Source organism: Propionibacterium acidifaciens DSM 21887 (genome assembly GCF_000426605.1).
GTDB lineage: Bacteria > Actinomycetota > Actinomycetes > Propionibacteriales > Propionibacteriaceae > Propionibacterium > Propionibacterium acidifaciens.
Genome location: NZ_AUFR01000021.1, coordinates 1 through 21,245 on the forward strand (window position 1 = coordinate 1; position 21,245 = coordinate 21,245).

General features: G+C 75.2%; 18 protein-coding genes and 2 pseudogenes. 7 read left to right on the top strand and 13 right to left on the bottom strand.

Annotated elements, in window-relative coordinates:
- Positions 1 to 284, bottom strand: a 284-nt coding sequence (locus tag K336_RS19360; RefSeq protein ID WP_211223472.1) for a hypothetical protein, incomplete at its 3' end; no start/stop codon positions are given.
- A 468-nt stretch (positions 285 to 752) separates the two neighbouring features.
- On the opposite strand from K336_RS19360, the gene lexA reads away from it, so the two are divergent.
- Positions 753 to 1,541 carry a transcriptional repressor LexA gene (gene lexA / locus K336_RS0108205; protein WP_028706757.1) on the top strand — a complete coding sequence of 263 codons (789 nt, stop codon included), beginning with the start codon at positions 753 to 755 and terminating at the stop codon, positions 1,539 to 1,541.
- Between the two features lie 123 nt (positions 1,542 to 1,664).
- Here the strand turns inward: lexA and K336_RS15420 are convergent.
- The 7 genes and pseudogenes from K336_RS15420 to recA form a co-directional block, all read right to left on the bottom strand.
- Positions 1,665 to 3,616 (bottom strand): annotated as a pseudogene (locus tag K336_RS15420) (ATP-dependent DNA helicase).
- 90 nt (positions 3,617 to 3,706) lie between these two features.
- Positions 3,707 to 5,128: a GTPase HflX gene (gene hflX / locus K336_RS0108215; RefSeq protein WP_028706758.1), complete on the bottom strand. Its 1,422-nt coding sequence runs from the start codon at positions 5,126 to 5,128 to the stop codon at positions 3,707 to 3,709.
- Positions 5,129 to 5,135: 7 nt separating this feature from the next.
- A complete protein-coding gene (dapF, locus tag K336_RS0108220) occupies positions 5,136 to 5,972 on the bottom strand; it encodes a diaminopimelate epimerase (RefSeq protein WP_021797561.1) in 837 nt (278 codons plus the stop codon).
- 55 nt (positions 5,973 to 6,027) lie between these two features.
- Entirely contained in the window at positions 6,028 to 6,951 is a 924-nt protein-coding gene (gene miaA, locus K336_RS0108225; protein WP_028706759.1) for a tRNA (adenosine(37)-N6)-dimethylallyltransferase MiaA, read from the bottom strand.
- Positions 6,948 to 8,450 carry a tRNA (N6-isopentenyl adenosine(37)-C2)-methylthiotransferase MiaB gene (miaB, locus tag K336_RS0108230; RefSeq protein WP_043150609.1) on the bottom strand — a complete coding sequence of 501 codons (1,503 nt, stop codon included), beginning with the start codon at positions 8,448 to 8,450 and terminating at the stop codon, positions 6,948 to 6,950. Before miaB ends, miaA begins: the two co-directional genes overlap by 4 nt.
- A 142-nt stretch (positions 8,451 to 8,592) precedes the next feature.
- Complete coding sequence (locus K336_RS18590; protein ID WP_051245542.1) at positions 8,593 to 9,069, bottom strand: regulatory protein RecX; 477 nt, start codon at positions 9,067 to 9,069, stop codon at positions 8,593 to 8,595.
- A gap of 272 nt (positions 9,070 to 9,341) precedes the next feature.
- A complete protein-coding gene (gene recA / locus K336_RS0108240) occupies positions 9,342 to 10,400 on the bottom strand; it encodes a recombinase RecA (RefSeq protein ID WP_021796996.1) in 1,059 nt (352 codons plus the stop codon).
- Between the two features lie 331 nt (positions 10,401 to 10,731).
- Here recA and K336_RS0108245 point away from each other — a divergent pair, with 331 nt between their 5' ends.
- The gene (locus K336_RS0108245) at positions 10,732 to 10,926 is read left to right on the top strand and encodes a DUF3046 domain-containing protein (RefSeq protein WP_028706761.1); all 195 of its coding nucleotides are present in this window, start codon (positions 10,732 to 10,734) and stop codon (positions 10,924 to 10,926) included.
- Between the two features lie 80 nt (positions 10,927 to 11,006).
- Here the strand turns inward: K336_RS0108245 and K336_RS19995 are convergent, their stop codons facing one another.
- Positions 11,007 to 11,417, bottom strand: coding sequence for a MerR family transcriptional regulator (locus K336_RS19995; RefSeq protein WP_324603495.1), 411 nt, complete (start codon positions 11,415 to 11,417; stop codon positions 11,007 to 11,009).
- Positions 11,418 to 11,431: 14 nt separating this feature from the next.
- Here K336_RS19995 and K336_RS17035 point away from each other — a divergent pair, with 14 nt between their 5' ends.
- The 5 genes and pseudogenes from K336_RS17035 to K336_RS15435 all read left to right on the top strand — a co-directional run bounded on the left by K336_RS17035 (position 11,432) and on the right by K336_RS15435 (position 18,050).
- Complete coding sequence (locus K336_RS17035; protein WP_051245543.1) at positions 11,432 to 11,977, top strand: amidohydrolase family protein; 546 nt, start codon at positions 11,432 to 11,434, stop codon at positions 11,975 to 11,977.
- 465 nt (positions 11,978 to 12,442) lie between these two features.
- A complete protein-coding gene (locus K336_RS20000) occupies positions 12,443 to 12,685 on the top strand; it encodes a MerR family transcriptional regulator (RefSeq protein WP_415635144.1) in 243 nt (80 codons plus the stop codon).
- Positions 12,658 to 12,786, top strand: coding sequence for a MerR family transcriptional regulator (locus tag K336_RS19940; protein ID WP_267879358.1), 129 nt, complete (start codon positions 12,658 to 12,660; stop codon positions 12,784 to 12,786). Before K336_RS20000 ends, K336_RS19940 begins: the two co-directional genes overlap by 28 nt.
- Positions 12,783 to 13,076: pseudogene (locus tag K336_RS20190) on the top strand (carboxymuconolactone decarboxylase family protein); the annotation flags it as partial. The gene K336_RS19940 and the pseudogene K336_RS20190, both read left to right, overlap by 4 nt.
- Before the next feature lie 255 nt (positions 13,077 to 13,331).
- Positions 13,332 to 18,050 carry a DEAD/DEAH box helicase gene (locus K336_RS15435; RefSeq protein ID WP_051245544.1) on the top strand — a complete coding sequence of 1,573 codons (4,719 nt, stop codon included), beginning with the start codon at positions 13,332 to 13,334 and terminating at the stop codon, positions 18,048 to 18,050.
- A 97-nt stretch (positions 18,051 to 18,147) separates the two neighbouring features.
- Here K336_RS15435 and K336_RS15440 read toward each other — a convergent pair whose 3' ends face one another.
- The 4 genes from K336_RS15440 to rimO all read right to left on the bottom strand — a co-directional run bounded on the left by K336_RS15440 (position 18,148) and on the right by rimO (position 21,223).
- Positions 18,148 to 18,450, bottom strand: a complete 303-nt coding sequence (locus K336_RS15440) for a helix-turn-helix domain-containing protein (RefSeq protein WP_081660707.1) — start codon at positions 18,448 to 18,450, stop codon at positions 18,148 to 18,150.
- Positions 18,451 to 18,597: 147 nt separating this feature from the next.
- Complete coding sequence (locus K336_RS0108280; RefSeq protein WP_021798603.1) at positions 18,598 to 19,092, bottom strand: CinA family protein; 495 nt, start codon at positions 19,090 to 19,092, stop codon at positions 18,598 to 18,600.
- Positions 19,093 to 19,104: 12 nt separating this feature from the next.
- Positions 19,105 to 19,743 (bottom strand): CDP-diacylglycerol--glycerol-3-phosphate 3-phosphatidyltransferase, encoded by a 639-nt coding sequence (pgsA, locus tag K336_RS0108285; protein WP_021798605.1) that lies wholly within the window; start codon positions 19,741 to 19,743, stop codon positions 19,105 to 19,107.
- Entirely contained in the window at positions 19,730 to 21,223 is a 1,494-nt protein-coding gene (rimO, locus tag K336_RS15445; RefSeq protein ID WP_081660708.1) for a 30S ribosomal protein S12 methylthiotransferase RimO, read from the bottom strand. Before rimO ends, pgsA begins: the two co-directional genes overlap by 14 nt.
- Positions 21,224 to 21,245 lie beyond the last annotated feature (22 nt).

Below are 21,245 nucleotides of genomic sequence, written 5' to 3' on the forward strand. Positions count from 1 at the left end.
GTGACCCCGTCGAGCATGGCTTCGGCCTCCGCGGGGGCCGGCTCGACTCCGGCGGTCGCGTCGTGCTGGTCCGCGGCGGGTGACCAGCACCAGCCGGACCCGGGCTTCGAGGAGCGGCCCGCGACACGTCGGGTCCGGCCGCCGGTGGTCTCGTGCTCGGAGAAGCCGGATTGCCAGACCTGATTCGGCCCGGTCGGTGGCGCGGACGCCGCCGTGCGCCGCCCGGCCGGCTCCCGGCGTTGTCTCCGGCGGTCAGCGCGCAGAAGCGGGCCTTCGTCGGCCATGGTCCGCGACGTCCTCGAAGGGGGAGACGGCATGGCCGTCGTGACGGGCCATGGCCCAGGTCTTGCGGTGGCCCCGGGCGGGATGCCTGCTGGCCATGGCCACGGCCCGGCGGCGCTCACGCGATGGTGCCGGCCATGGCCCCTATCCACGGGCTGTCCTGCCCGGGCTCGTGCCTGCCGGCGCCGCCGGGCCCGTCCGGGAATGCCGGACAGCGCGCAGGGCCTCGAGGCCGGCACCGCCACCTCGACCCGGATCACCTCCGGGTCCAGCCCGGCACGAGACGGAGACGACGGGCCGTGGTCGGCCGACCGTCCGGCTGCCAGCGAGACGGCAGAGCGCAGGGTCCCCGTCACCAGCACCGTCGACAGCAGCCCGGGCGCGGTGGACAGCAGGGCGGCGGTGGTGTCGCCGACACGCCGAGTCGAACAGTCGTTTGATTCCGGGGCGCCCCGGCGTAGCATTCCGCCATGGGCACGCAGAGCAATCCCTCCTCCCGGGCGCCCCGCAGGGCCGGTCGTCCGAGCGCGGAGCGCATCGACGCCCAGCTGCGGGCCAGCAGCGCCCGTCGCCGCGTCGCGGGTGTCCGGGCCCCCGATGGGCTGCCCGCCGACGCGGACTCGCTCACCCGACGCCAGCGGCTCATCCTCGACTTCATCCGCACCAGCGTCGACGCCCGCGGCTATCCCCCGAGCATCCGCGAGATGGGCGAGGCGGTCGGCCTCACGAGCCCCTCGAGCGTCGCCCACCAGCTCAGGGTGCTCGAGGCGAAGGGCCTGCTGCGCCGCGACCCGAAGCGCCCCCGCGCCCTCGAGGTCGTCCCCGCGCCCCCGGAGGACCCCGACGAGGCCCTCGACCCGACCGACCTGGGCGACGCCTTCCCCGAGGCCGTCAACGTCCCCCTCGTCGGACGCATCGCCGCCGGCGCGCCGATCCTCGCCGCCGAGCAGGTCGAGCAGACCATGCCCCTGCCCCGTGAGCTGGTCGGCCGGGGCACGGTCTTCATGCTCGAGGTGCACGGCGACTCGATGATCGACGCGGCGATCTGCGACGGCGACTACGTCGTCGTCCGCGCCCAGCCCACCGCCGACAACGGCGACATCGTCGCCGCCCTCATCGACGACGAGGCCACCGTCAAGGAGTTCCGGCGCGCGGACGGCCACGTCCGGCTGCTGCCGCACAACGAGCGCTACGAGCCGATCGACGGCGACGGCGCGACGATCGTCGGCAGGGTCGTCGCGGTCCTGCGCCGCCTCTGAGCCTCCCCGGGGAGCGGGGCCGCAGCGCCCACGGCGGCCTCCATCCCGAATTCCACCACGAGCCCCCGGACGCGGGGGCCGGGAGAGCGCGGATCCGGGAAGGACCCCGGCTCCGCGAGGATCTCAGGCGGAACCCGAGAGCCTGCGCAGCGCGCCGATCGTGCGAGCGAGGTCCGTCGTCGTCCAGAACGGCGGCAGCGATCGGCGCAGGTACGGGCCGTAGCGGGCTCGCACCAGCCGCGGGTCGAGGATCGCCACCACTCCCCTGTCGTCGACGCTCCTGATGAGCCGCCCGGCGCCCTGGGCCAGCAGCAGGGCCGCATGCGAGGCCGCCACCTGCATGAAGCCATTGCCACCGGCCCTCGCGGCGGCCTGCTGGCGGGCCTGGACGAGGGGGTCGTCGGGGCGGGGGAAGGGGATGCGGTCGATGATGACGAGGCGGCAGGTGTCGCCCGGCACGTCGATGCCCTGCCACAACGACATGGTGCCGAACAGGCTGGTCCCGGGTTCGGCCGCGAAGCGGCGGGCGAGCTCGGGCAGTTGGGCCTCCCCCTGGCACAGGACGGGCGGCCCGGGCAGCTCCCGGCGCGCGTGCGCGGCGGCGGTCTCGGCGGCGCGGCGAGAGCTGAACAGACCCAGCGTGTGGCCTCCTGCGGCCCGGACGAGCTCGACGATCTGTCCGAGCGCGTCCTCGCCGATGCCGTCGCGCCCAGGCCGGTCGAGGTGCGCGGCGGTGTACAGGATGCCCTGCCGGGCGTAGTCGAAGGGCGAGCCGACGTCGACGCCGCGCCAGGGGAGCCGGGCGTCCGGGTCGTCCCGGGGCTCGGCACGGGGGGCCTCCTCGTCCTCGCCGAGGCGCTCGTCGGCGCGCAGCCCGACCCGTCCGGCCATCGTCTCGAAGGAGCCGCCGAGGGTCAGCGTCGCGCTCGTGAGGACTGTCGTGGCGCGGGACAGCACCGCCGCGCGCAGCAGGCCCGCCACCGACAGCGGGGCGACGGTGAGCCAGCGCCCGAGGCGCTCGTGCTCGCCGACCCACACGACGTCGGCGTCGGCGAGGGCGGCCATGCGCTCGGCCGTCTCGAAGACCTCGGAGGCGGCCGCCGCGACGGCGATGCGCTCCGGCTCGACCTGGCTCCGGGAGCCGGACCGGCCCAGCCGACCGGCGGCCCGGCGGGCCGCGTCGCGGACCGTCCCGACCGCCTCGACGAGGCCTCCGTGCGCCGCGCCCACCCTGCCCGTCCCGGTGTCCTCGAGCGCTCCGCGCAAGGCATCGGCCGCGTCGAGGAGGGCCAGGGAGGCGTCGTCGTCGAGCCAATCGGAGCCGCGGCGCGCCACGCGCTCGACCTGCCGGGGGTGAGCTCCTCGCTCGCCGCTCCGGTGACCCGGTCGGTGAGCTCGTGGGCCTCGTCGATGATGACGGCGTCGTACTCGGGCAGCACGCCGCTGCGGTTCATCGCGTCGATGGCCAGGAGGGCGTGGTTGGTGATCACGAGGTCGGCCTCGCGCGCCCTGGCGCGGGCGGTCTCGGCGAAGCACTCGTCGTGGAAGGGGCAGCGCGCGCCGGGGCACTCGCGCGAGCCGATGGAGACCTGGGCCCAGGCCCGCCCCGAGTGGGCAGGCGCGTCGTCGCGGTCGGCCAGAGCGTGGGCCCGCGCCTGCTCCTCGACCCAGGCGCGCAGGGCGAGGACCTCGGCGCCCAGCGCCGACTCGGCGTCCCGTGCCCGGCCCGCACCGTGAGCGGCCCCGGCCAGGTCGCCGGCGGTCAGCAGGCTCGACTGCTCGGGCGCGCTCCCCCGGGCGCGCATGAGGCAGGCGTGGTTGGCGCGGCCCTTGACGACCGCGGCGACGGGACGGCGGCCGGTCACCTCGGCGACCGCGCGGGCCGCGGCGGGCACGTCCTTCGTGGCCAGCTGGTCCTGCAGGGCGAGGGTCGCGGTGGCGACGACGACCCGGCCGCCGTCCCCGGCGTGCACGAGGGCGGGCGCCAGATAGCCGAGCGACTTGCCGGTCCCGGTCCCGGCCTGGACGAGCAACCGGGTGCCCTCGGCGAGGGCCTTCGCCACGGCGTCGGCCATCCGGCGCTGTCCGGGGCGCGCCGATCCCCCGATGGCCCGCACGGCGGCATCGAGCGCGCGGTCATGGAGGGGCTCGGTCACCGGGACAGCCTATTCCGCTCGCCCGCCGCCCGGGGCGACGGCGAACCCGGCCAGCTCGGCCGCCAGGTCGACGTGCACCCTGGCGACCAGGCGGGTGCCGTCGACCAGGTACTCGTCGGACTCGATCTCGCCGAAGCGGTGGATGCGGTCGACGAGGTCCCCGCGGTCCCACGGGATGAGCACGTCGACCCGTTCGTGCGGGGCGGGCAGAGCCGACTCGACGGCCTCGCGCAGCGCGTCGACGCCCTCCCCGGTGCGCGCGCTCACGAGGACGGCATCGCGGTGCTCGGCGCGCAGCCGCGCGAGGACGTCGGGATCGGCCAGGTCGGTCTTGTTGACGGCGAGCAGCTCGGGGCGCCCGCCGGCGCCGATGCCGTCGAGCACCTCGCGGACGGCCGTGATCTGGCCCTCGGGGTCGGGGTCGGAGCCGTCGACGACGTGGACGAGCAGGTCGGCCTGCACCGACTCCTCGAGCGTCGAGCGGAAGGCCTCGACGAGCTCGGTGGGCAGGTGCCGCACGAAGCCGACCGTGTCGGTCATCGTGTAGACGCGCCCGTCGGCGGCCCGGCAGCGGCGCGTCGTGGGGTCGAGGGTGGCGAACAGGGCGTCCTCGACGAGCAGGCCCGCGCCCGTCAGCCGGTTGAGCAGAGAGCTCTTGCCCGCGTTCGTGTAGCCGACGACGGCGACCGAGGGGATGCGGCGGCGCCGCCTGCCCTCGCGGCCGAGGGCGCGGGTGGCGTCCATGCCGCGCAGCCTGCGGCGCAGGACGGCGATGCGCGCGTTGATGCGGCGCCGGTCGGTCTCGAGCCTGGTCTCGCCGGGCCCGCGGCCGCCGATGCCGACGCCGGAGGCGGCCCGGCCGCCCACCTGCCGTGAGAGCGAGTCGCCCCAGCCGCGCAGGCGCTGCTTGAGGTAGGTGAGCTGGGCGAGCTCGACCTGGGTGCGGCCCTCGACGCTGCGGGCATGCTGAGCGAAGATGTCGAGGATGAGGGCGGTGCGGTCGACGACCTTGACGCCCACCCGGTCCTCGAGGTTCCTCAGCTGGGCGGGGCTCAGCTCGCCGTCGGCGATGACGGTGTCGGCGCCGGTGGCGACGACGACCTCGCGCAGCTCGTCGACCTTCCCGGCGCCCAGGTAGGTGGCGGCGTCGGGGCGGGAGCGGCGCTGCACGAGGCCCTCGAGCACCTGGGAGCCGGCCGCCTCGGCGAGGGCCTTGAGCTCGATCATGGCGTTGCGGGCGTCGTCGGCGGTGCCGGTGGTCCACACGGAGATGAGGACGACCCGTTCCAGGCGCAGGCTGCGGTACTCGACCTCGCTCTCGTCCTGCAGCTCTGTGGACATCCCGGGTACCCGGGTGAGCGCCATGCGGTCCGCGAGGTCCTGCTGGTCGCCGTCGGGGTCGGCCGGTCCGGGGAGGCGTTCGTCGGCCATTGCCGCCTCAGCGGGTGCGCGGGTCGGGGACGAGGACCTCGCCGCGGGCGATGATGACGGCCGGGCCGATGAGCTCGGCCCGGCCGTCGTCGAGGGTCACCTCGAGGCGGCCGCCGGGCACGGTGACCGCGCAGTGGCCGTCGGGCCCGCCGAGGGTCTCGGCGTGGGCCGCCGCCGCGGCGACGACGCCCGTGCCGCACGAGAGGGTCTCCCCCGAGCCGCGCTCGTGGACGCGCATCGACAGTTCGCGCTCGCCGTCGACGCGGACGAACTCGACGTTGGCGCCCTGCGGGAAGACGGCCCGGTCGAGGAGCGGGGCGTCGGACAGGTCGAGGCCGTCGAGCTCGACGGCCTCGGGCAGGAGGACGACCGCATGGGGGTTGCCGACGTCGACGACGGTGGCCGGATAGCGGCGCCCGGCGTGCACGACCGAGATGGGCTCGGGGCCGACGCGGACGGCGCCCATGTGCGCGCACATGCGCCCGTCGGGCAGCTCGCGCACCCCGCGCAACCCGGCGCGGGTCGCGATGACGAGGTCCTTCGAGTCGACGAGGTCCTCCTCCATGAGGAAGCGCCCGAAGACGCGCAGGCCGTTGCCGCACATCTCGGCGAGCGAGCCGTCGGCGTTGCGGTAGTCCATGAACCACAGGTCGGGGTCGCCGTCCCAGCCGGGCACGTGGGCGGCCTTGATGGCGCGGATGACGCCGTCGGCGCCGATGCCGCCGTGGCGGTCGCACAGGAAGCGCACCTGCTCCGGCTCCAGCGGAGCGGATCCGGTGCGGTCCTTGAGCAGGACGAAGTCGTTGCGCGTGCCGTGCCCCTTGGCGAAGCCCCAGGTGTCCATGGGCCCATTCTCCCACCACCGCCCGGTGTTCCCGCGGCCCGTCCGGCCGGGGACGTCAGGGGGCGGGCAGGTCGTCGACGATCGTGCGCTCCGACCCGGACCCGGTGGCCGGCAGCCAGCGGATGCGCGGGTCGCGGCGGAACCAGGCGAGCTGCTTGCGGGCGAAGCGCCGCGTGCCGTCGATGGTGCTGCGGACTGCCCCGTCGAGGTCGGTGCGTCCGTCGAGGAGGTCGAGCACCTGCCGGTAGCCGAGGGCGCGCCGGGCCGTGGCGCCCTCGCGCAGGCCCTCGTCGACGAGGCGGCGCACCTCCTCGACGAGTCCCGCGTCGAACATGGCGTGGACGCGGGCGGCGATGCGCTCGTCCATGACCTGGCGGTCGAGCGCCAGGCCGTACTGGTGGACGTTCTCGAGCAGGCAGCGCGGCTCGGGCAGATGGGGGCTCACGCTGCCGGTCAGGTCGAGGATCTCGAGGGCACGGACGACGCGGCGGGTGTTGCCGGGCCCGATGATCCGGGCGGCCTCGGGCGCGCGGGCGGCCAGCGCCTCGTGCAGGCCGGCGGGGCCGAGACGGTCGAGCTCGGCCTGCCAGTGGGCCCGCACCCGCGGGTCGGTGCCGGGGAACTCGAAGTCGTCGATGACGGCCCGCGTGTACAGGGCCGAGCCGCCGACGAGGATCGGGGTGGTGCCGTCGGCGCGCAGCCGCGCGATGAGTTCGCGCGCCATGACCTGGAAGTCGGCGACGGTGCTCGTCCGGCGCACGTCGAGGACGTCGATGAGGTGGTGCTCGACGCCGCCCCGCTCGTCCGGCGAGGGCTTCGCCGTGCCGATGTCCATGCCCCGGTAGAGGGCCATGGAGTCGGCGTTGACGATCTCGGCGGGGCGCCCGCCGGCGATGAGCAGGCGCGCCAGGGCGACGGCCAGGGCCGACTTGCCCGAGGCGGTCGGGCCGACGATGACGACGAGCGGCGGGGCGCTCATGGGCGCGGCATCGCGGGCAGGCCGAGGCCGACACCGACCGGTTCGGGCCGGGGCTCGTGGCGCGCCGCCCAGGCGTCACCGCCGCGAGTGCGGCGCAGCCCGCGCAGGGGCGCGTCGGCCACGAGGTAGTGGGGCGCACCGCGGGTGACCTCGACCTCGGCGATGTCGCCGGGGCGGGGGCGCCGCGCCGGGTCGGCCGGCACGGCGACGTGGACGAGCCGGTTGTCGCGGGCCCGGCCGGACATCCGCTCGCGACGGTCGTCCTTGCGGCCCTCGCCGGTGGCGAACATGACCTCGACGCTCCGGCCCTCGAAGGCCCTGTTCTGCTCCCAGCTGATCCGCTCCTGGAGGGCGAGGAGCCGCTCGTAGCGCTCCTGGACGACCTCCCGCGGCACCTGGTCGGGCCGTGCGCCGGCCGGGGTGCCCGGCCGCACCGAGTACTGGAAGGTGAAGGCGTTGGCGAAGCGGGCCCGGCGCACCACGTCCATGGTGGCCTCGAAGTCCTCGTCGGCCTCGCCGGGGAAGCCGACGATGATGTCCGTGCTGATCGCCGCGTCGGGCATGGCGGCGCGGACGCGGTCGAGGATGCCCAGGAAGCGCTCGGCCCGGTAGGAGCGGCGCATCTGCCTGAGCACCGCGTCGGAGCCGGACTGGAGGGGCATGTGGAGCTGGTGCATGACGTTCGGCGTGTCGGCCATGGCCTTGATGACGTCGTCGGTGAAGGCGGCCGGGTGCGGGCTCGTGAAGCGCACGCGCTCCAGCCCCTCGACCCCGCCGCACGCGCGCAGGAGCTTGGCGAAGGCGGCGCGGTCGCCGAACTGCACACCGTAGGAGTTCACGTTCTGGCCGAGCAGGGTGATCTCCTGGACGCCCGTCTCGACGAGCGCGCGGACCTCGGCGAGCACCTGGCCGGGGCGGCGGTCGGTCTCGCGGCCGCGCAGCGCCGGGACGATGCAGAAGGTGCAGGTGTTGTTGCAGCCGACGCTGATCGCCACCCACGCCGAGTAGGCGGACTCGCGGCGGCTCGGCAGGTCGGACGGGAAGGTCCGCAGGGCCTCAGTGATCTCGACCTGACCGATCCGCTCGATGCGCGCGCGCTCCAGCAGGACCGGCAGCGAGCCGATGTTGTTCGTGCCGAAGACGACGTCGACCCAGGGGGCCCGGTTCGTGATGAGCTCGCGGTCCTTCTGCGCCATGCACCCGCCCACGGCGATCTGCATGCCCGGACGGCGCTCCTTGAGGGGCGCCATGTGGCCGAGGTTGCCGTAGAGCCGGTTGTCGGCGTTCTCGCGGACCGCGCAGGTGTTGAAGACGACGACGTCGGCCTCGGCGAGTTCGCCGTGCACCGGTTCGGGGGCGCGCACGTAGCCGGCCTCCTCGAGCAGGCCGGCGATGCGCTCCGAGTCGTGCACGTTCATCTGGCAGCCGTAGGTGATCACCTGGTAGGTGCGCGGGCGCGCGGCGTCGGACCGGGCGGTGGTGATGTCGGGCGTGTCCATGGGGGGTCCATGGTACCCAGCGGCCCGACCGGGGCCGGCGCGGATGCTCGGGGCCGACGTCGGTGGGCCCCGGGTCGGGGCGGACTCCCGCCCCGCGGGGGCAGGGCCCCGGCGCCGGGCGCCGCATGCCGCCCCGGGCCCGTCAGGGCCCGGGGCGCCCGGACGGCTCGGAGTCCTCGGGCAGCTCGTCGAGCGCCCGGGCGACGGCGTCGGCGGCGACCGAGGGGCCGTAGCCCCTGCGGGCCAGGAAGCCGGCGAGTCGCCGGTATGCGACCCGGCGGTCCAGGCCCCTCATGGTGCGGACCCGGGAGCGGGCCAGCTCCTGGGCCGTCGCCGCCTCGCCGTCCGGGTCGAAGGAGGCGAGCACGCCGGCGATGATCTCCTCGCTCACATGCCTGGCGCGCAGCTCACGGGCGATGGCGCCGCCGGAGAGCCCTCGGGAACGGCGTCGGGACTCGGCCCACAGGGCGGCGAAGCGCGCGTCGTCGACGAGCCCGACGGCCTCGAACCGGTCGAGCACCGCGTCGACGACGCCCCGTTCGCAGCCCCTGCGCCGCACCAGATGGTCGACGAGCTCGCCGCGCGAGTAGTCGCGCTGCTCCAGGCGGCGCAGGGCCAATGCGCGGACGACCTCGGCCGGGTCGGCGTCAGGGTCCGGTGAACCCGGCCCGGGTACCCCGACGGCATCCGGTTCTGTCGGGCCGGGCCCGGGCTCCCCTCCGGGGCCGGGCGCTGCGGAGTCGGGCCCGGAGGCCCCGGTGGCGTCCGGGGCCGGCGAGCCCGGCGAGGGGACGTCCCCTGGGCCAGGGGCGGCGGAGCCGGGGCCGGGCCCGGGAGATCCCGCCGCGCCGGGTCGGCCCCGGGGCCGACCGGGCCCGCCGCCGACCACGCTCAGGCCCCGGCCCGCTCGCGGACCTCGCCCGTGACGGGGTCGACGTCCTCTGGCACCTCGGGATCGGGAACCAGGCCCAGCGCGACGCGGATCCGGTTGTCGATCTCGCCGGCGACGTCGGGATGGGCGACGAGGAAGGCCCGGGCGTTCTCCTTGCCCTGGCCGAGCTGGTCGTCGCCGTAGGTGAACCAGGCGCCCGCCTTGCGGACGATGCCGGCATCGACCCCCATGTCGAGCAGGCTGCCCTCGCGGCTGATGCCCTTGCCGTAGAGGATGTCGAATTCGGCGCGCTTGAACGGCGGGGCGACCTTGTTCTTGACGACCTTGACGCGGGTGCGGTTGCCGACGACCTCGCCGCCGTCCTTGAGGGCCTCGATGCGGCGCACGTCGAGGCGGACCGAGGCGTAGAACTTCAGCGCGCGACCGCCCGTGGTGGTCTCGGGGTTGCCGAACATGACGCCGATCTTCTCGCGCAGCTGGTTGATGAAGATCGCCGTCGTATTGGCGTTCTTGAGGGCGCCGGTCATCTTGCGGAGGGCCTGGCTCATCAGCCTGGCCTGCAGGCCGACGTGGTTGTCGCCCATCTCGCCCTCGATCTCGGCGCGCGGCGTCAGGGCGGCGACGGAGTCGATGACGATGAGCTCGAGGGCGCCCGAGCGGACCAGGGTGTCGGCGATCTCGAGGGCCTGCTCGCCGTTGTCGGGCTGGCTGACGATCAGCGAGTCGGTGTCGACTCCGAGGGCGCGGGCGTAGGTGGGGTCGAGGGCGTGCTCGGCATCGATGAAGGCGCAGATGCCGCCCTCCGCCTGGGCGCTGGCGATCGCGTGCAGGGCGACCGTCGTCTTGCCGCTGGACTCCGGGCCGTAGATCTCGACGATGCGGCCGCGGGGAAGACCCCCGATGCCCAGGGCGATGTCGAGCGCCACCGAACCGGTGGGGATCGACTCCATCTGCCCGAAGGCCTGGTCGCCCAGGCGCATGACGGAACCCTTGCCGTGGGCCTTCTCGATCTGTGCGAGGGCGGCCTCGAGGGCCTTCTGCCGGTCTGCAACGGCCATGTCTGCTTCCTCCTCCTCACGTCGGGATCGCCGACGGTTCCCGTGACGTCTTGACTGTCTTGACTGTAGGGACGGGGTCCGACATTTTCTCGGCGGAGCCCGGTGCTGTGGACAACCGGGGCGCCCCGTCCACTGTATACGAACACCCGTTCGAACGCCAACGATCCCCCTCCGCGCGTCGCGGGAGGCCCCGAGGACGATCCGGTCATCGACGAGGCGGCAAGCGGCCCCTCCGCGCGTCACGGGAGCGGCGGGCCGGGCAGCCGCCCGTCGCGGGACGGACCGGCTCGGGCGGGAGTCCCCGAGCCCCGCCCGGCGCTAGGCTGCCCGCGTGCGTGAAACCGAGTTCTGGCGTCGGATGACGAGGCATCTGGGGGCCGACTACGCCCATGTGTGGGCGGATCAGACCGTGCTCGGCGAGCTCGACGACCGCACGACGAGCGAGGCCCTGGCCGACGGCATCCCGTTCAAGGCGGTCTGGCGCGCCGTGTGGGCCTTCCTCGAGCTCCCCGACGCCGAGCGCTAGGCGCAGGCCGCAGACGCCGCCCGACGCGCGTGAGCACCGCCCCGTGCCGATGACCGCGTACGGCGGCCGGGGCGCCCGGCTCAGCCCAGGAGGACCATCGGCGAGGCCCGCGCCCGGGACAGCCGGGCCTCCTGCCGGTCGAGGTCCTCGACGGCGCGATGGACCTGCGCGGCGAGCGCGGGGCGGGCGACGGGGCGGTTGCTCTCGGAGAAGCAGTGGAGGAGCGGGCGCGAGTCCTCGACGGTCAGGCCGGCACCCAGCAGGGTCCGGATGCGGATCACCTGGTCGACGGCTGATTCCGCAACCCGTTGGCCCGCCGCTCGGACTCGACCAGGCCCCTGGTCTCGCAAATAGCGGATCATGCGTGGCGTGCAGCCCGTGCGTCGGGCCAGCTCGTTCACCAGCACCCGGCCACCCCCTCGACTTGACCCTGACACCAGTGTGCACCTCCAGCGTCGAGTCCACCCGACCACGACTGAGGGAGCCCACACTGAGGGAGCCCACCATGATCATCGACATCCACGCCCACGCCTGGACCGATCCCGCCGCGCAGCAGCGGCGCTCCGCCGAGGCCGGCGTCGGCACGGACGTGCTCCTGTCGACCCGCTTCCATCCCGCCTGCACCACCATCGCCGGGCTCACGGCGGAGTTCGGCCGGCTCCTGGACGGCCTCGACGGCCAGGGGGTCCCAGCGGACCCGTTCGAGCACGCCACGGCCGAACCGCTCGCGGCGCTGAAGGACCGGCCGGGCAGCGTCGGCTTCGTGAACGCGCCGCTGAGCGACCCCGCCGCCGCGCAGGCCCGGGTGGAGCGGCACCTGGACGATCCGCGCATCAGGGGCATCGGCGAGCCCACCCCGCCGGGGGGCATGCGGCGAGATCGAACCGATCCTGCGGATCGCATCCGATCACGGCGCCCCGCCCGTCCTCACGGACGGGTTCGCTCCGAACACCGAGCAGGACCCGCGCACCCATGCGGAGCTCTCCGGCCGCCACCCGCACGCCCCACTCATCGTGGGGGGCTTTCGGAGGGATGTCCTCCATGGCGCTGATCGACGTGGCGCAGGAGCACCCCGACCCGGACCTGGACCTGTCGAGCGCGCTCCAGGTGTTCATGGTCGGGGCAGCGGCCGAGGCCCTGCCCGACCAGTGCCTGTTCGGCTCCAACCCGCCCTGCGACGATCCGGTCGCCTCGCGGGCCACGGTCGAGGCGGCCATCGCCGATCCGGGCATCCGTCGCCAGGTGATGGGACTCAACGCCGCGGCCGTGCTTCGTCTGCGATCGGGGGCCCGTCCGCGACCGAGGACCCGGAACCGCAACGCGCCCCATGCCGCCAGGTCCCGTGTCGATCGACGGCCGGACTTGAGTTCGAGCGCGCTCCACGCCGTGGCGTCATCGGCACGGATGACGAGACACTCGCCCGCGCGCTGCGACTCGCGGCGGACCCTCCCGGCGGGATCAGCATCGAAGCGCTCCAGGACCTGGTCCGCGACGACGATCCCCCGCCGCCTGGGGCATCAGCGCCACGGCAGCCCACGGGGGGAGCCCTCGCGCCCTTCGCCACTACGAACGCCCAGGGCTCATCGCCGTCGCGCGCGACCGCGCCGGACGCCGCACCTGTGACGCAGCAGCGGTGCGCCGCGTGGTCCTCCTCGCTCGCATGCGGACCTCGGGCGTGCCCATCGCCGGCCTGCGGCGCTGCGTCGAACTCGTCGACGCCGGATCGGCACCGTGGCCGAACGTCTCGACCTGCTCATGAAGCATCGTGACACGGTGCACCGTCAGATCGCCCGGCTCCGGCTCGCCCCGGCCGCCACCGGGTACAAGATCACCACCTGCACCGAAGGACCCGCTCAATGACCACCACGCAGCACGACATCGACTCACCCGAGAACCTCGCCCGTCGACGGCACGGCCGGGATGTGCTGTCCCGAATCGACGGGGACCGGGGCGAGGCCGTCATCGACTCCCTCGCAGACGTCAGCCCCGCCCTCGGCCACCACGTCGCAGCCTCCGCATCCGGCGACATCGACGACCGCCCGGGCCTCGACGCCCGCAGCCGCCGGCTCGTGACGCTCGGCGTCCTCACCGCCCTGGGCGGATGCGAGCCCCGGCTCAAGGGCCGCATCGGTGCCGCTCCCAATGCCGGCATCACCCGCGAGGAGATCACCGAGGCCCTCCTGCACACCGCCGTCCACCGCGGCTTCCCAGGGCCCTCGACGGCACCTTCGTGCCCGCGAGGTGCTCCACGAGCGGGACCACGAGCAGACCGCCTGAGCGGTCGGCCGCCCGCACGGGGGCGGCGGCCAGGCTCGGGGCCGCCGGACCCGGGCCGCCGGTGCGGCAGAAGGAGCCCGACCGGCGGCCGGGCCGGATTGTCGGCGCCGCGCGCAAGACTTGTGCCCATGACACCACCGGAGCGCACCGCCGGCGACCCGCCGGCCGCCTTCGGCCTCGCCACGCGCACCTGGTTCACCGACGTCTTCGACTCCCCCACGCCGGCCCAGGCCGCCGCCTGGGCCGCCATCGGCTCGGGCGCGCACGTGCTCGTCGTCGCGCCCACCGGCTCCGGCAAGACGCTCGCCGCCTTCCTCCACGGCCTCGACCGCCTCTCGCGCGAGGCCTCGGCCAGGCGGGCGCTCGACGACCCCGACACCGCAACCGGCCCGCACGGCCCCGCGCCGCACCGGGCCGGCACCGACACGCCCCCGGGCCGGGAGGGCGGGGCGCACGACTCCCCCGCCGGCCCGCACGGCCCCGCCGGGCGCCGGGGCGTGCGGGTGCTCTACGTCTCGCCCCTCAAGGCGCTCGCGGTCGACGTCGAGCGCAACCTCGCCGCCCCGCTGCGCGGCATCGCCGCCACGGCCGCCCGGCTCGGCCTGCCCGTCCCCGAGGTCACCGTGGCGGTCCGCTCGGGAGACACGCCGGCCGCCGAGCGCCGGTCGCTGGCCGCGCATCCCCCGCAGATCCTCATCACGACGCCCGAGTCGCTCTTCCTCATGCTCTCGAGCCGGGCGGCCGGCACGCTGCGCGACCTCGACACGGTGATCGTCGACGAGATCCACTCCCTGGCGGGCACCAAGCGCGGCGCCCACCTGGCGCTGAGCCTGGAGCGTCTGTCGGCGATGCAGCGCGACGGCGACTTCCAGCGCATCGGCCTGTCGGCCACCGTCCGCCCGCCCGAGCGGGTCGCGCGCTTCCTCGGCGGCGATCGCCCCGTGCAGGTCGTCGACCCGGCCGCCGCCAAGACCTGGGACCTGCACCTCGAGGTGCCGGTCAAGGACATGACGCAGCTGCGCGTCGTCGACCCGGCCGGCGAGCGGGGGCCCGGGGCGGTGCGCCGGTCGATGTGGCCCCCGATCGAGCGGCGGATCCTCGAGCTGGTGCGCGGGCACCGCTCCACCATCTGCTTCGTCAACTCGCGGCAGAGCGCCGAGCGGCTCACCGCCCACCTCAACGAACTGAACGCGGCCGATCTGGGCGCCCCCGAGGAGCCGGTCGTCCAGCCCGCCCAGGTGATGATCGCCTCTGCCGCCTCGAGGGGCGTCGACGGCACCGACGCGCCGATCATCGCCTGCGCCCACCACGGCTCGGTCAGCAAGACGCGCCGCGCGCAGATCGAGGACGACCTCAAGGCGGGGCGCCTGGCCTGCGTCGTGGCCACGAGCTCCCTGGAGCTGGGCATCGACATGGGCGCCGTCGACCTCGTGATCCAGGTGCAGGCCCCGCCGTCGGTCTCGAGCGGCCTCCAGCGCGTCGGCCGCGCCGGCCACCGGGTCGGGGCGGTCTCGCAGGGCATGGTGTTCCCCACCTCGCGCGGCGACGTGCTGCACTGCACCGTCATCGCCGAGCGCATGGGCGCCGGCCTCATCGAGGAGACGCCCGCCCTGCGCAACCCGCTCGACGTGCTGGCCCAGCAGATCGTCTCGGCCTGCCTCGCCTCGCCGGTTCCCGCCGACGATCTCCACGCCCTCGTGCGCCGGGCCGCTCCGTACGCCTCCCTGCCCCGCTCGGCCTTCGACTCGGTCCTCGACATGCTCTCGGGCCGCTATCCCAGCGAGGACTTCGCCGAGCTGCGCCCCCGTCTCCACTGGGACCGCGTCGCCGGCATCCTCGAGGCCCGGCCCGGCGCCCGGCGTCTCGTGACGACGAGCGGGGGCACGATCCCCGACCGGGGCCTGTTCGGCGTCTTCCTCGTGGGCTCCCGGAACGCCTCGGGCCGGCACGAGCCGGGGCGGCGGGTCGGCGAGCTCGACGAGGAGATGGTCTTCGAGTCCCGGGTGGGTGACGTCTTCACGCTCGGCACGTCGAGCTGGCGCATCGAGGAGATCACGCCGTCGCAGGTCATCGTCAGCCCGGCGCCGGGCCAGCCCGGCAGGCTGCCCTTCTGGCGGGGCGACGCGCCGGCGCGCCCCGCCGAGCTCGGCGCGGCGATCGGCGCGCGCGTCCGGGAGCTGGGCGCCGCCCCGCGCGACGAGGCGCTGGCCGGTCTCGGGGCCGCGGGGCTCGACGAGAACGCCCGCACCAACCTCATGGCCCATCTCGACGAGCAGCGCGAGGCCACCGGGGTCGTGCCGGACGACCGCACGATCGTCGTCGAGCGCTTCCGCGACGAGATCGGCGACTGGCGGCTCTGCGTGCACAGCGCGCTGGGCGCCGCTGTCCTCGAGCCGTGGGCGCTGGCGATCCGCGCGGGCCTCGCCGACCGCTACGGCCTCGAGGCCCATGTGAACGCGACGAACGACGGCATCATCATCCAGCTGCCCGACATCGGCGCGGCACCGCCGGACTCGGCCGTGCTCGCGGTCCCGGCCGAGGACGTCGAGGCCGTCGTCACCGAGCAGGTCTTCGGCTCGGCGCTGTTCGCGGCGCGCTTCCGCGAGTGCGCGGCGCGCGCCCTGCTCCTGCCGCGCCGGGGCCCCGGCCGCCGCTCGCCCCTGTGGCAGCAGCGCCACAAGGCGGCCCAGCTGCTGGCCGTCGCCTCCGGCTACCGCGAGTTCCCGATCGTCGTCGAGGCGATGCGCGAGTGCCTCCAGGACGTCTTCGACCTGCCCGCGCTGGTGCGCCTCATGGCCGACATCGCGGCCCGGCGGGTGCGGCTCGTCGACGTCGAGACGCCCCAGGCCTCCCCCTTCGCGCGCCACATGCTCTTCGGCTACGTCGGCGAGTTCGTCTACGACGACGACCAGCCGCTGGCCGAGCGGCGCCTGGCTGCCCTCAGCCTCGACTCGGGGATGCTCGCCGAGCTCCTCGGGCGCGAGGGCGCCGGAGAGCTCATCGACCGCGACGTCGCGGCGCTCCACGAGGCGCAGCTGCAGCACCTGGCCGACGACCGCAGGGCCGCCGACGCCGAGCAGCTGTGGGAGCAGATCCGCACGGCGGGGCCGTTCACCGGCGCCGAGTGCGCCGCGCGGAGCGTCGCCGACCCGTCGGGCTGGCTCGACGAGCTGGTCGCGGCCCGCCGGCTGGCGCTCGTGCGCATCGCCGGGACGCCCATGTACTGCGTCGACACCGACGCGGGGCTGCTGCGCGACGCGTTGGGCGTGCCGGTGCCGGCCGGCATCGGCGCGGGCGCGGTGCGCGAGGGGGCGCAGGCGCTGGCCGATCTGGCCGTGCGGTGGGCGCGCCGGCACGCCGCCGTGACGGCGGCCTCGTTCGCGCACCGCTACGGGCTCGCCGAGGCGACGGCGGCGCAGGCGCTGGCCCGGCTCGCCGATGCCGGAACGCTCGTCGCCGGGTCCTTCCTGCCGCCCGGCGACGACCTGCCGGCGCTGGTCGGCGACGGCCGGCAGTACGTCCACCACACCGTCCTGGCGGTGCTCAAGCGCCGCACCCTGGCCGGGCTCCGCGCCCAGGTCGAACCGGTCGCCCAGCGCCAGTTCGCCCGCTTCCTCGACGCCTGGCAGCAGCTGCCGGGCCCCGACGAGCCCGCCGGCGACGACGCCGAGTCCGTCGAGCGGCTGCTCACCGCGGTCGACGCCCTGGCGGGCCACCGGATCCCGGCCTCGATGCTCGAGACCGTCGTCCTGCCGGCCAGGGTGCCCGGCTACCGCCCGGCGCTGCTCGACCAGCTGATGGGCTCCGGGCAGGTGACCTGGAGCGGTGCCGGCGCCATCGGCGCCGGCGACGGCTGGGTGCGCCTGTGGCCGGCCGATCTGGCCCCCGCCGCCCCGCCCGACGGGCCGGAGCCCGACGGCCGGGGCGGGCGCGCCGGGCTGAGCGGGACGGCCCGGCGCGTCCTGGAGCGTCTCGAGGCGGGCGGGGCCTGGCGCAGCGCCGACTTCGTCGACGCCGGCACGAGCGCCGCGGCTGCGCAGGACGCCCTGTGGGAGCTCGTCTGGGCGGGGCTCGCCACGTCGGACGGCTTCGGGCCGCTGCGCGAGCTGAGCGTCCGCGGCGTGGTCCGCCGGCCCCGGGCCGGCGCTGCGCGGCGCCGGCTCATCCGGCCCCGCCCGGCGAGGGCGGCCGCGGCGCCGGCCGGCGTGCGCTGGTCGCGGGTGCCCGCGGCCGAGGACGGCCCCCGGGGACTGCTCGACCAGGTCGACGCGGAGCTGGCCCGTTACGGCGTCCTCACGAGGGGAAGCGCCCTCGCCGAGCCGGCCACGGGGAACTACTCGCAGGTCTACCGTCTGCTCAGCACCCTCGAGGAGTCCGGCGCGGTGCGCCGCGGCTACTTCGTCGAGGGGCTCGGCGGCGCCCAGTTCGCCGTGCCGGGGGCCGTCGACGAGCTGCGCCGGGCCCCGGCCGCGCCGCTGCGCCTGCTCGCCGCCTGCGATCCCGTGAACCCCTACGGCGCCGCGCTCGAGTGGCCGGAGACGAACGCCCATCGCCCGGCCCGAAAGGCCGGCGCGCTCGTCGTCCTCGACGACGGGGCCCCGCTCCTCTACTTGGAGCGGGGCGCGCACACGCTCGTCACCTTCGACGGCGTCGGGCCCGAGGCGCTCGGGCGGGCCCTGTCGGCCGTCGGCGCCGCCGTCGACGCCGGGCGTCTGCCGCCGGTGTCGATCGACCGGATCGACACCCGCAGCGCCCTCGAAGCCGGCCCGCTGCGCGAGGCCCTCGAGGCGGCCGGCTTCGTGCAGCACCCCCGGGGCTACCGGCGCAGGCGGACGGTCCGGGGCTGACCCCCTCGGGCCCTCGGGCCGGCGCGCAGCGGGGCCGCCGCCCGGTCATCCGGGCGGCGGCCCCGCTGCGGCACGGGTTCCCGGTCGGTGCGCGCCCTCAGGCCGCGACCACGGTGCCGTGGCGGGTCGTCGGCGCGGTCGGGTTCTCGCCGTTCCCGATCTCGGCGACGAGGAGCTTCTCGCTCACCCGGCGGAAAATCTCCGACATCGGCACGCGAAGGGCGGTGCAGATCGAGGAGAGCAGCTCGCTCGAGGCCTCCTTCTGGCCCCGCTCCACCTCGGAGAGGTAGCCAAGACTCACCCGGGCGGACAGCGAGACGTCACGAAGAGTGCGCCCCTGGCTCATGCGGCGCTCCCTGAGCGCCTCACCGAGCAGTTCACGGACCAACAACGGCTTCACGTTCTCTCCCCTCGCCGGTTGCGCGGCCCCGCCCTCCGATGGAGGTCGGCCCCGCGGTCACACTGGGTTCAACAGGCCATGACGCCGATTCATTCCCGTCGGGCGAACATTCCCGGACCCCGGTGCGGGCGGGCCGGGGCCCCGGTGCTATGGGGCCGGGCGCTGCGAGAGCGCCTCGACCGTCAGCCGGAGGGCGCGGCGAACGGTCTCCTCGCGGATCCGGGCGCGGTCGCCGTCGAGCGCGAGCCGGTGGGTGCGCGTGCCGTCCGGGGTGCGGGCGCCGACCCACACCGTGCCGGGGGCGACGCCGTCCTGGCCGAGGGGCCCGGCCGTGCCGGTGACCGCGACGGCCACGTCGGCCCCGCAGACCCGGGCCGCCCCCTCGGCCATCTCGCGGGCGGTCCGCTCGTTGACGACGCCGTGGGCGGCGATGAACGCGGCGTCGACCCCGGCCAGTGAGGCCTTGAGCCCGCTGGCGTAGGTGATGAGCCCGCCCCGGAAGACGTCCGAGGCGCCGGGCACGGCGGTGAGCGCCCAGCCGATGCCGCCGCCGGTGATCGACTCGCAGGTGGCGAGCAGCAGGCCACGCCGCCGGCAGAGCGCGAGAAGCCGCTCGGCGAGCGCCCCGGTGCCCCCGTCCACGCCGCCCGTCCCTCAGTGCCGGGCGCTGTAGTCGATGGGGTGGCCGGCCCGCAGCGCATCGCGGCGCAGCCGGTGGGCGTCGAAGACGTAGTCGATGCCGGTCAGGACGGTGAGCGCGAAGGCCGCCCACATGATGAACCAGCGCAGCGCCCAGAACCAGGTGACGGTGTCGGGGACCTGCACGAGGAACATGGCCAGGGCGACGCCCTGGAGGGTCGTCTTGAGCTTGCCGCCGCGCTTCGCCGCCATGACGCCGTACTTGAGCACGCGGAAGCGCATCACGGTGATGCCCCATTCGCGGACGAGGATGACGAGGGTGATCGGCCAGGCCAGCTCGCCGATGATCGACAGGCCGACGAAGGCCATGCCGGTGAGCGCCTTGTCGGCGATCGAGTCCCAGATCTTGCCGAAGTTGGTGACCTGGTGGTATTTGCGGGCGATCCGCCCGTCGGCGAGATCGGTGAGGATGGCGATGACGAAGACGGCCGTCGCCCAGTGGCGCCAGACGTGGTCGTGCGGGTGCGTGAGCAGGACGAGCGCGAAGACCGGCACGAGGACCAGGCGCAGGATCGTCAGGATGTTCGGGACGTTCCAGGCGAAGGCCAGTGTCGTGTCCTGCTGCTCGGGCCCGCTCGCCTCAGGCTCGCTCATGCTCGTCGCACCCCCGTTCCGCTTCGTTCCGCACGCCCGCACCGGCACCGGTCAGGGGCTCGGCGACCAGATCGGCGCCGTTCGCTGCCACCACCGTAGCCGCCACGAGACCGCCCACGCGGGGCGGCTCACCGCCGGGGGCGGTGAGCAGCTCGGTGGCGCCGTCGACCTCGGGCCCCTGGTGGGCGGCGCGGCCCTCGACGAGGCCGTCCTCGACGCGTTCGACGAGCACGCTCACCGGCTCGCCGATCCGTTCGGCGGCGCGCTGGTCGACGAGCTCGTCGACGAGATCGGCGATACGCCGGTGGCGGGCCGCGATCCCGTCCTCGTCGAGGTGCCCGTCGAGCCGCTCGGCCGCGGTGCCCTCCTCGTCCGAGTAGCTGAAGACCCCGGTGACGTCGAGGCGGGCCCTCGTGAGGAAGTCGGCGAGGACGTCGACGTCCTGCTCGGTCTCGCCGGGGAAGCCGACGATGACGTTGGAGCGGATGCCGGCCCGGGGGGCGCGCTCGCGGATGCGCCCGATGAGCCCGAGGAAGCTCTCGGGGTCGCCGAAGCGGCGCATGCGGCGCAGCACGGCGGGAGCGGCGTGCTGGAAGCTGATGTCGAAGTAGGGCACGACCTTCTCGGTGCCGGCCATCGCGTCGAGGAGCGAGGGGCGCAGCTCGGCGGGCTGCACGTAGCTGACCCTGATCCACTCGAGCCCGTCGATCCGCGAGAGCTCGGCGAGCAGCCCCTCGAGCGCCCGCAGATCGGCCAGGTCCTTGCCGTAGCTCGACGTGTTCTCCGAGACGAGCATGATCTCGCGCACCCCCTCCCCGACGAGCCAGCGGGCCTCCTCGACGACCAGGGCGGGCTCGCGCGACAGATGGGCGCCGCGGAAGCCCGGGATGGCGCAGAAGGCGCAGCGGCGGTCGCAGCCCGAGGCGATCCTCAGCGGGGCCCACGGCTCGTGGCCCAGGCGGCGGCGGGGCGTCCGCGGGCCGGACGCGGGGGCCAGGCCCGCCGGCAGCTCGCCCTGGTGGCCGGGCACCGCCGTCGGCGCCAGGTGGCGGTCGACGGGGGCGAGGGGCAGCAGCGTGCGGCGGTCCCGGCGGGGCGCCGGGGCGCCGGGGCGTCCGCCGGCGAGGACCGTGCGGAGCCGTTCGGCGATGTCGGTGTAGTCGTCGAAGCCCAGGACGGCGTCGGCCTCGGGCAGGGCCCGCGCCAGCTCGCGGCCGTAGCGCTGCGCCAAGCAGCCGACGGCGACGACGGCCCGGGCGCGGCCGCCGGACTTGAGGTCCGCGGCGGACAGGATCGTGTCGATGGAGTCCTTCTTGGCCTGCTCGATGAAGCCGCACGTGTTGACCACGAGCGCGTCGGCCTCGGCGGGCTCGGCGACGAGGGCGAAGCCACCGGCCTCGAGTCGCCCGGCGAGCTCCTCGGAGTCGACGTCGTTGCGGGCGCAGCCGAGACTGATGAGGTGCACTGTGGTCCTGCCCATGATGGTCTCAGTATCCACCGCC

Coding starts and splice junctions, on each gene's coding strand:
- pgsA (WP_021798605.1), bottom strand. CDS start 19,743: ATGAGCGAGCCTGAGGCGAGCGGGCCCGAGCAGCAGGACACGACACTG.
- hflX (WP_028706758.1), bottom strand. CDS start 5,128: ATGGCCGACGAACGCCTCCCCGGACCGGCCGACCCCGACGGCGACCAG.
- miaA (WP_028706759.1), bottom strand. CDS start 6,951: ATGAGCGCCCCGCCGCTCGTCGTCATCGTCGGCCCGACCGCCTCGGGC.
- dapF (WP_021797561.1), bottom strand. CDS start 5,972: ATGGACACCTGGGGCTTCGCCAAGGGGCACGGCACGCGCAACGACTTC.
- K336_RS17035 (WP_051245543.1), top strand. CDS start 11,432: ATGATCATCGACATCCACGCCCACGCCTGGACCGATCCCGCCGCGCAG.
- K336_RS15435 (WP_051245544.1), top strand. CDS start 13,332: ATGACACCACCGGAGCGCACCGCCGGCGACCCGCCGGCCGCCTTCGGC.
- recA (WP_021796996.1), bottom strand. CDS start 10,400: ATGGCCGTTGCAGACCGGCAGAAGGCCCTCGAGGCCGCCCTCGCACAG.
- rimO (WP_081660708.1), bottom strand. CDS start 21,223: ATGGGCAGGACCACAGTGCACCTCATCAGTCTCGGCTGCGCCCGCAAC.
- lexA (WP_028706757.1), top strand. CDS start 753: ATGGGCACGCAGAGCAATCCCTCCTCCCGGGCGCCCCGCAGGGCCGGT.
- miaB (WP_043150609.1), bottom strand. CDS start 8,450: ATGGACACGCCCGACATCACCACCGCCCGGTCCGACGCCGCGCGCCCG.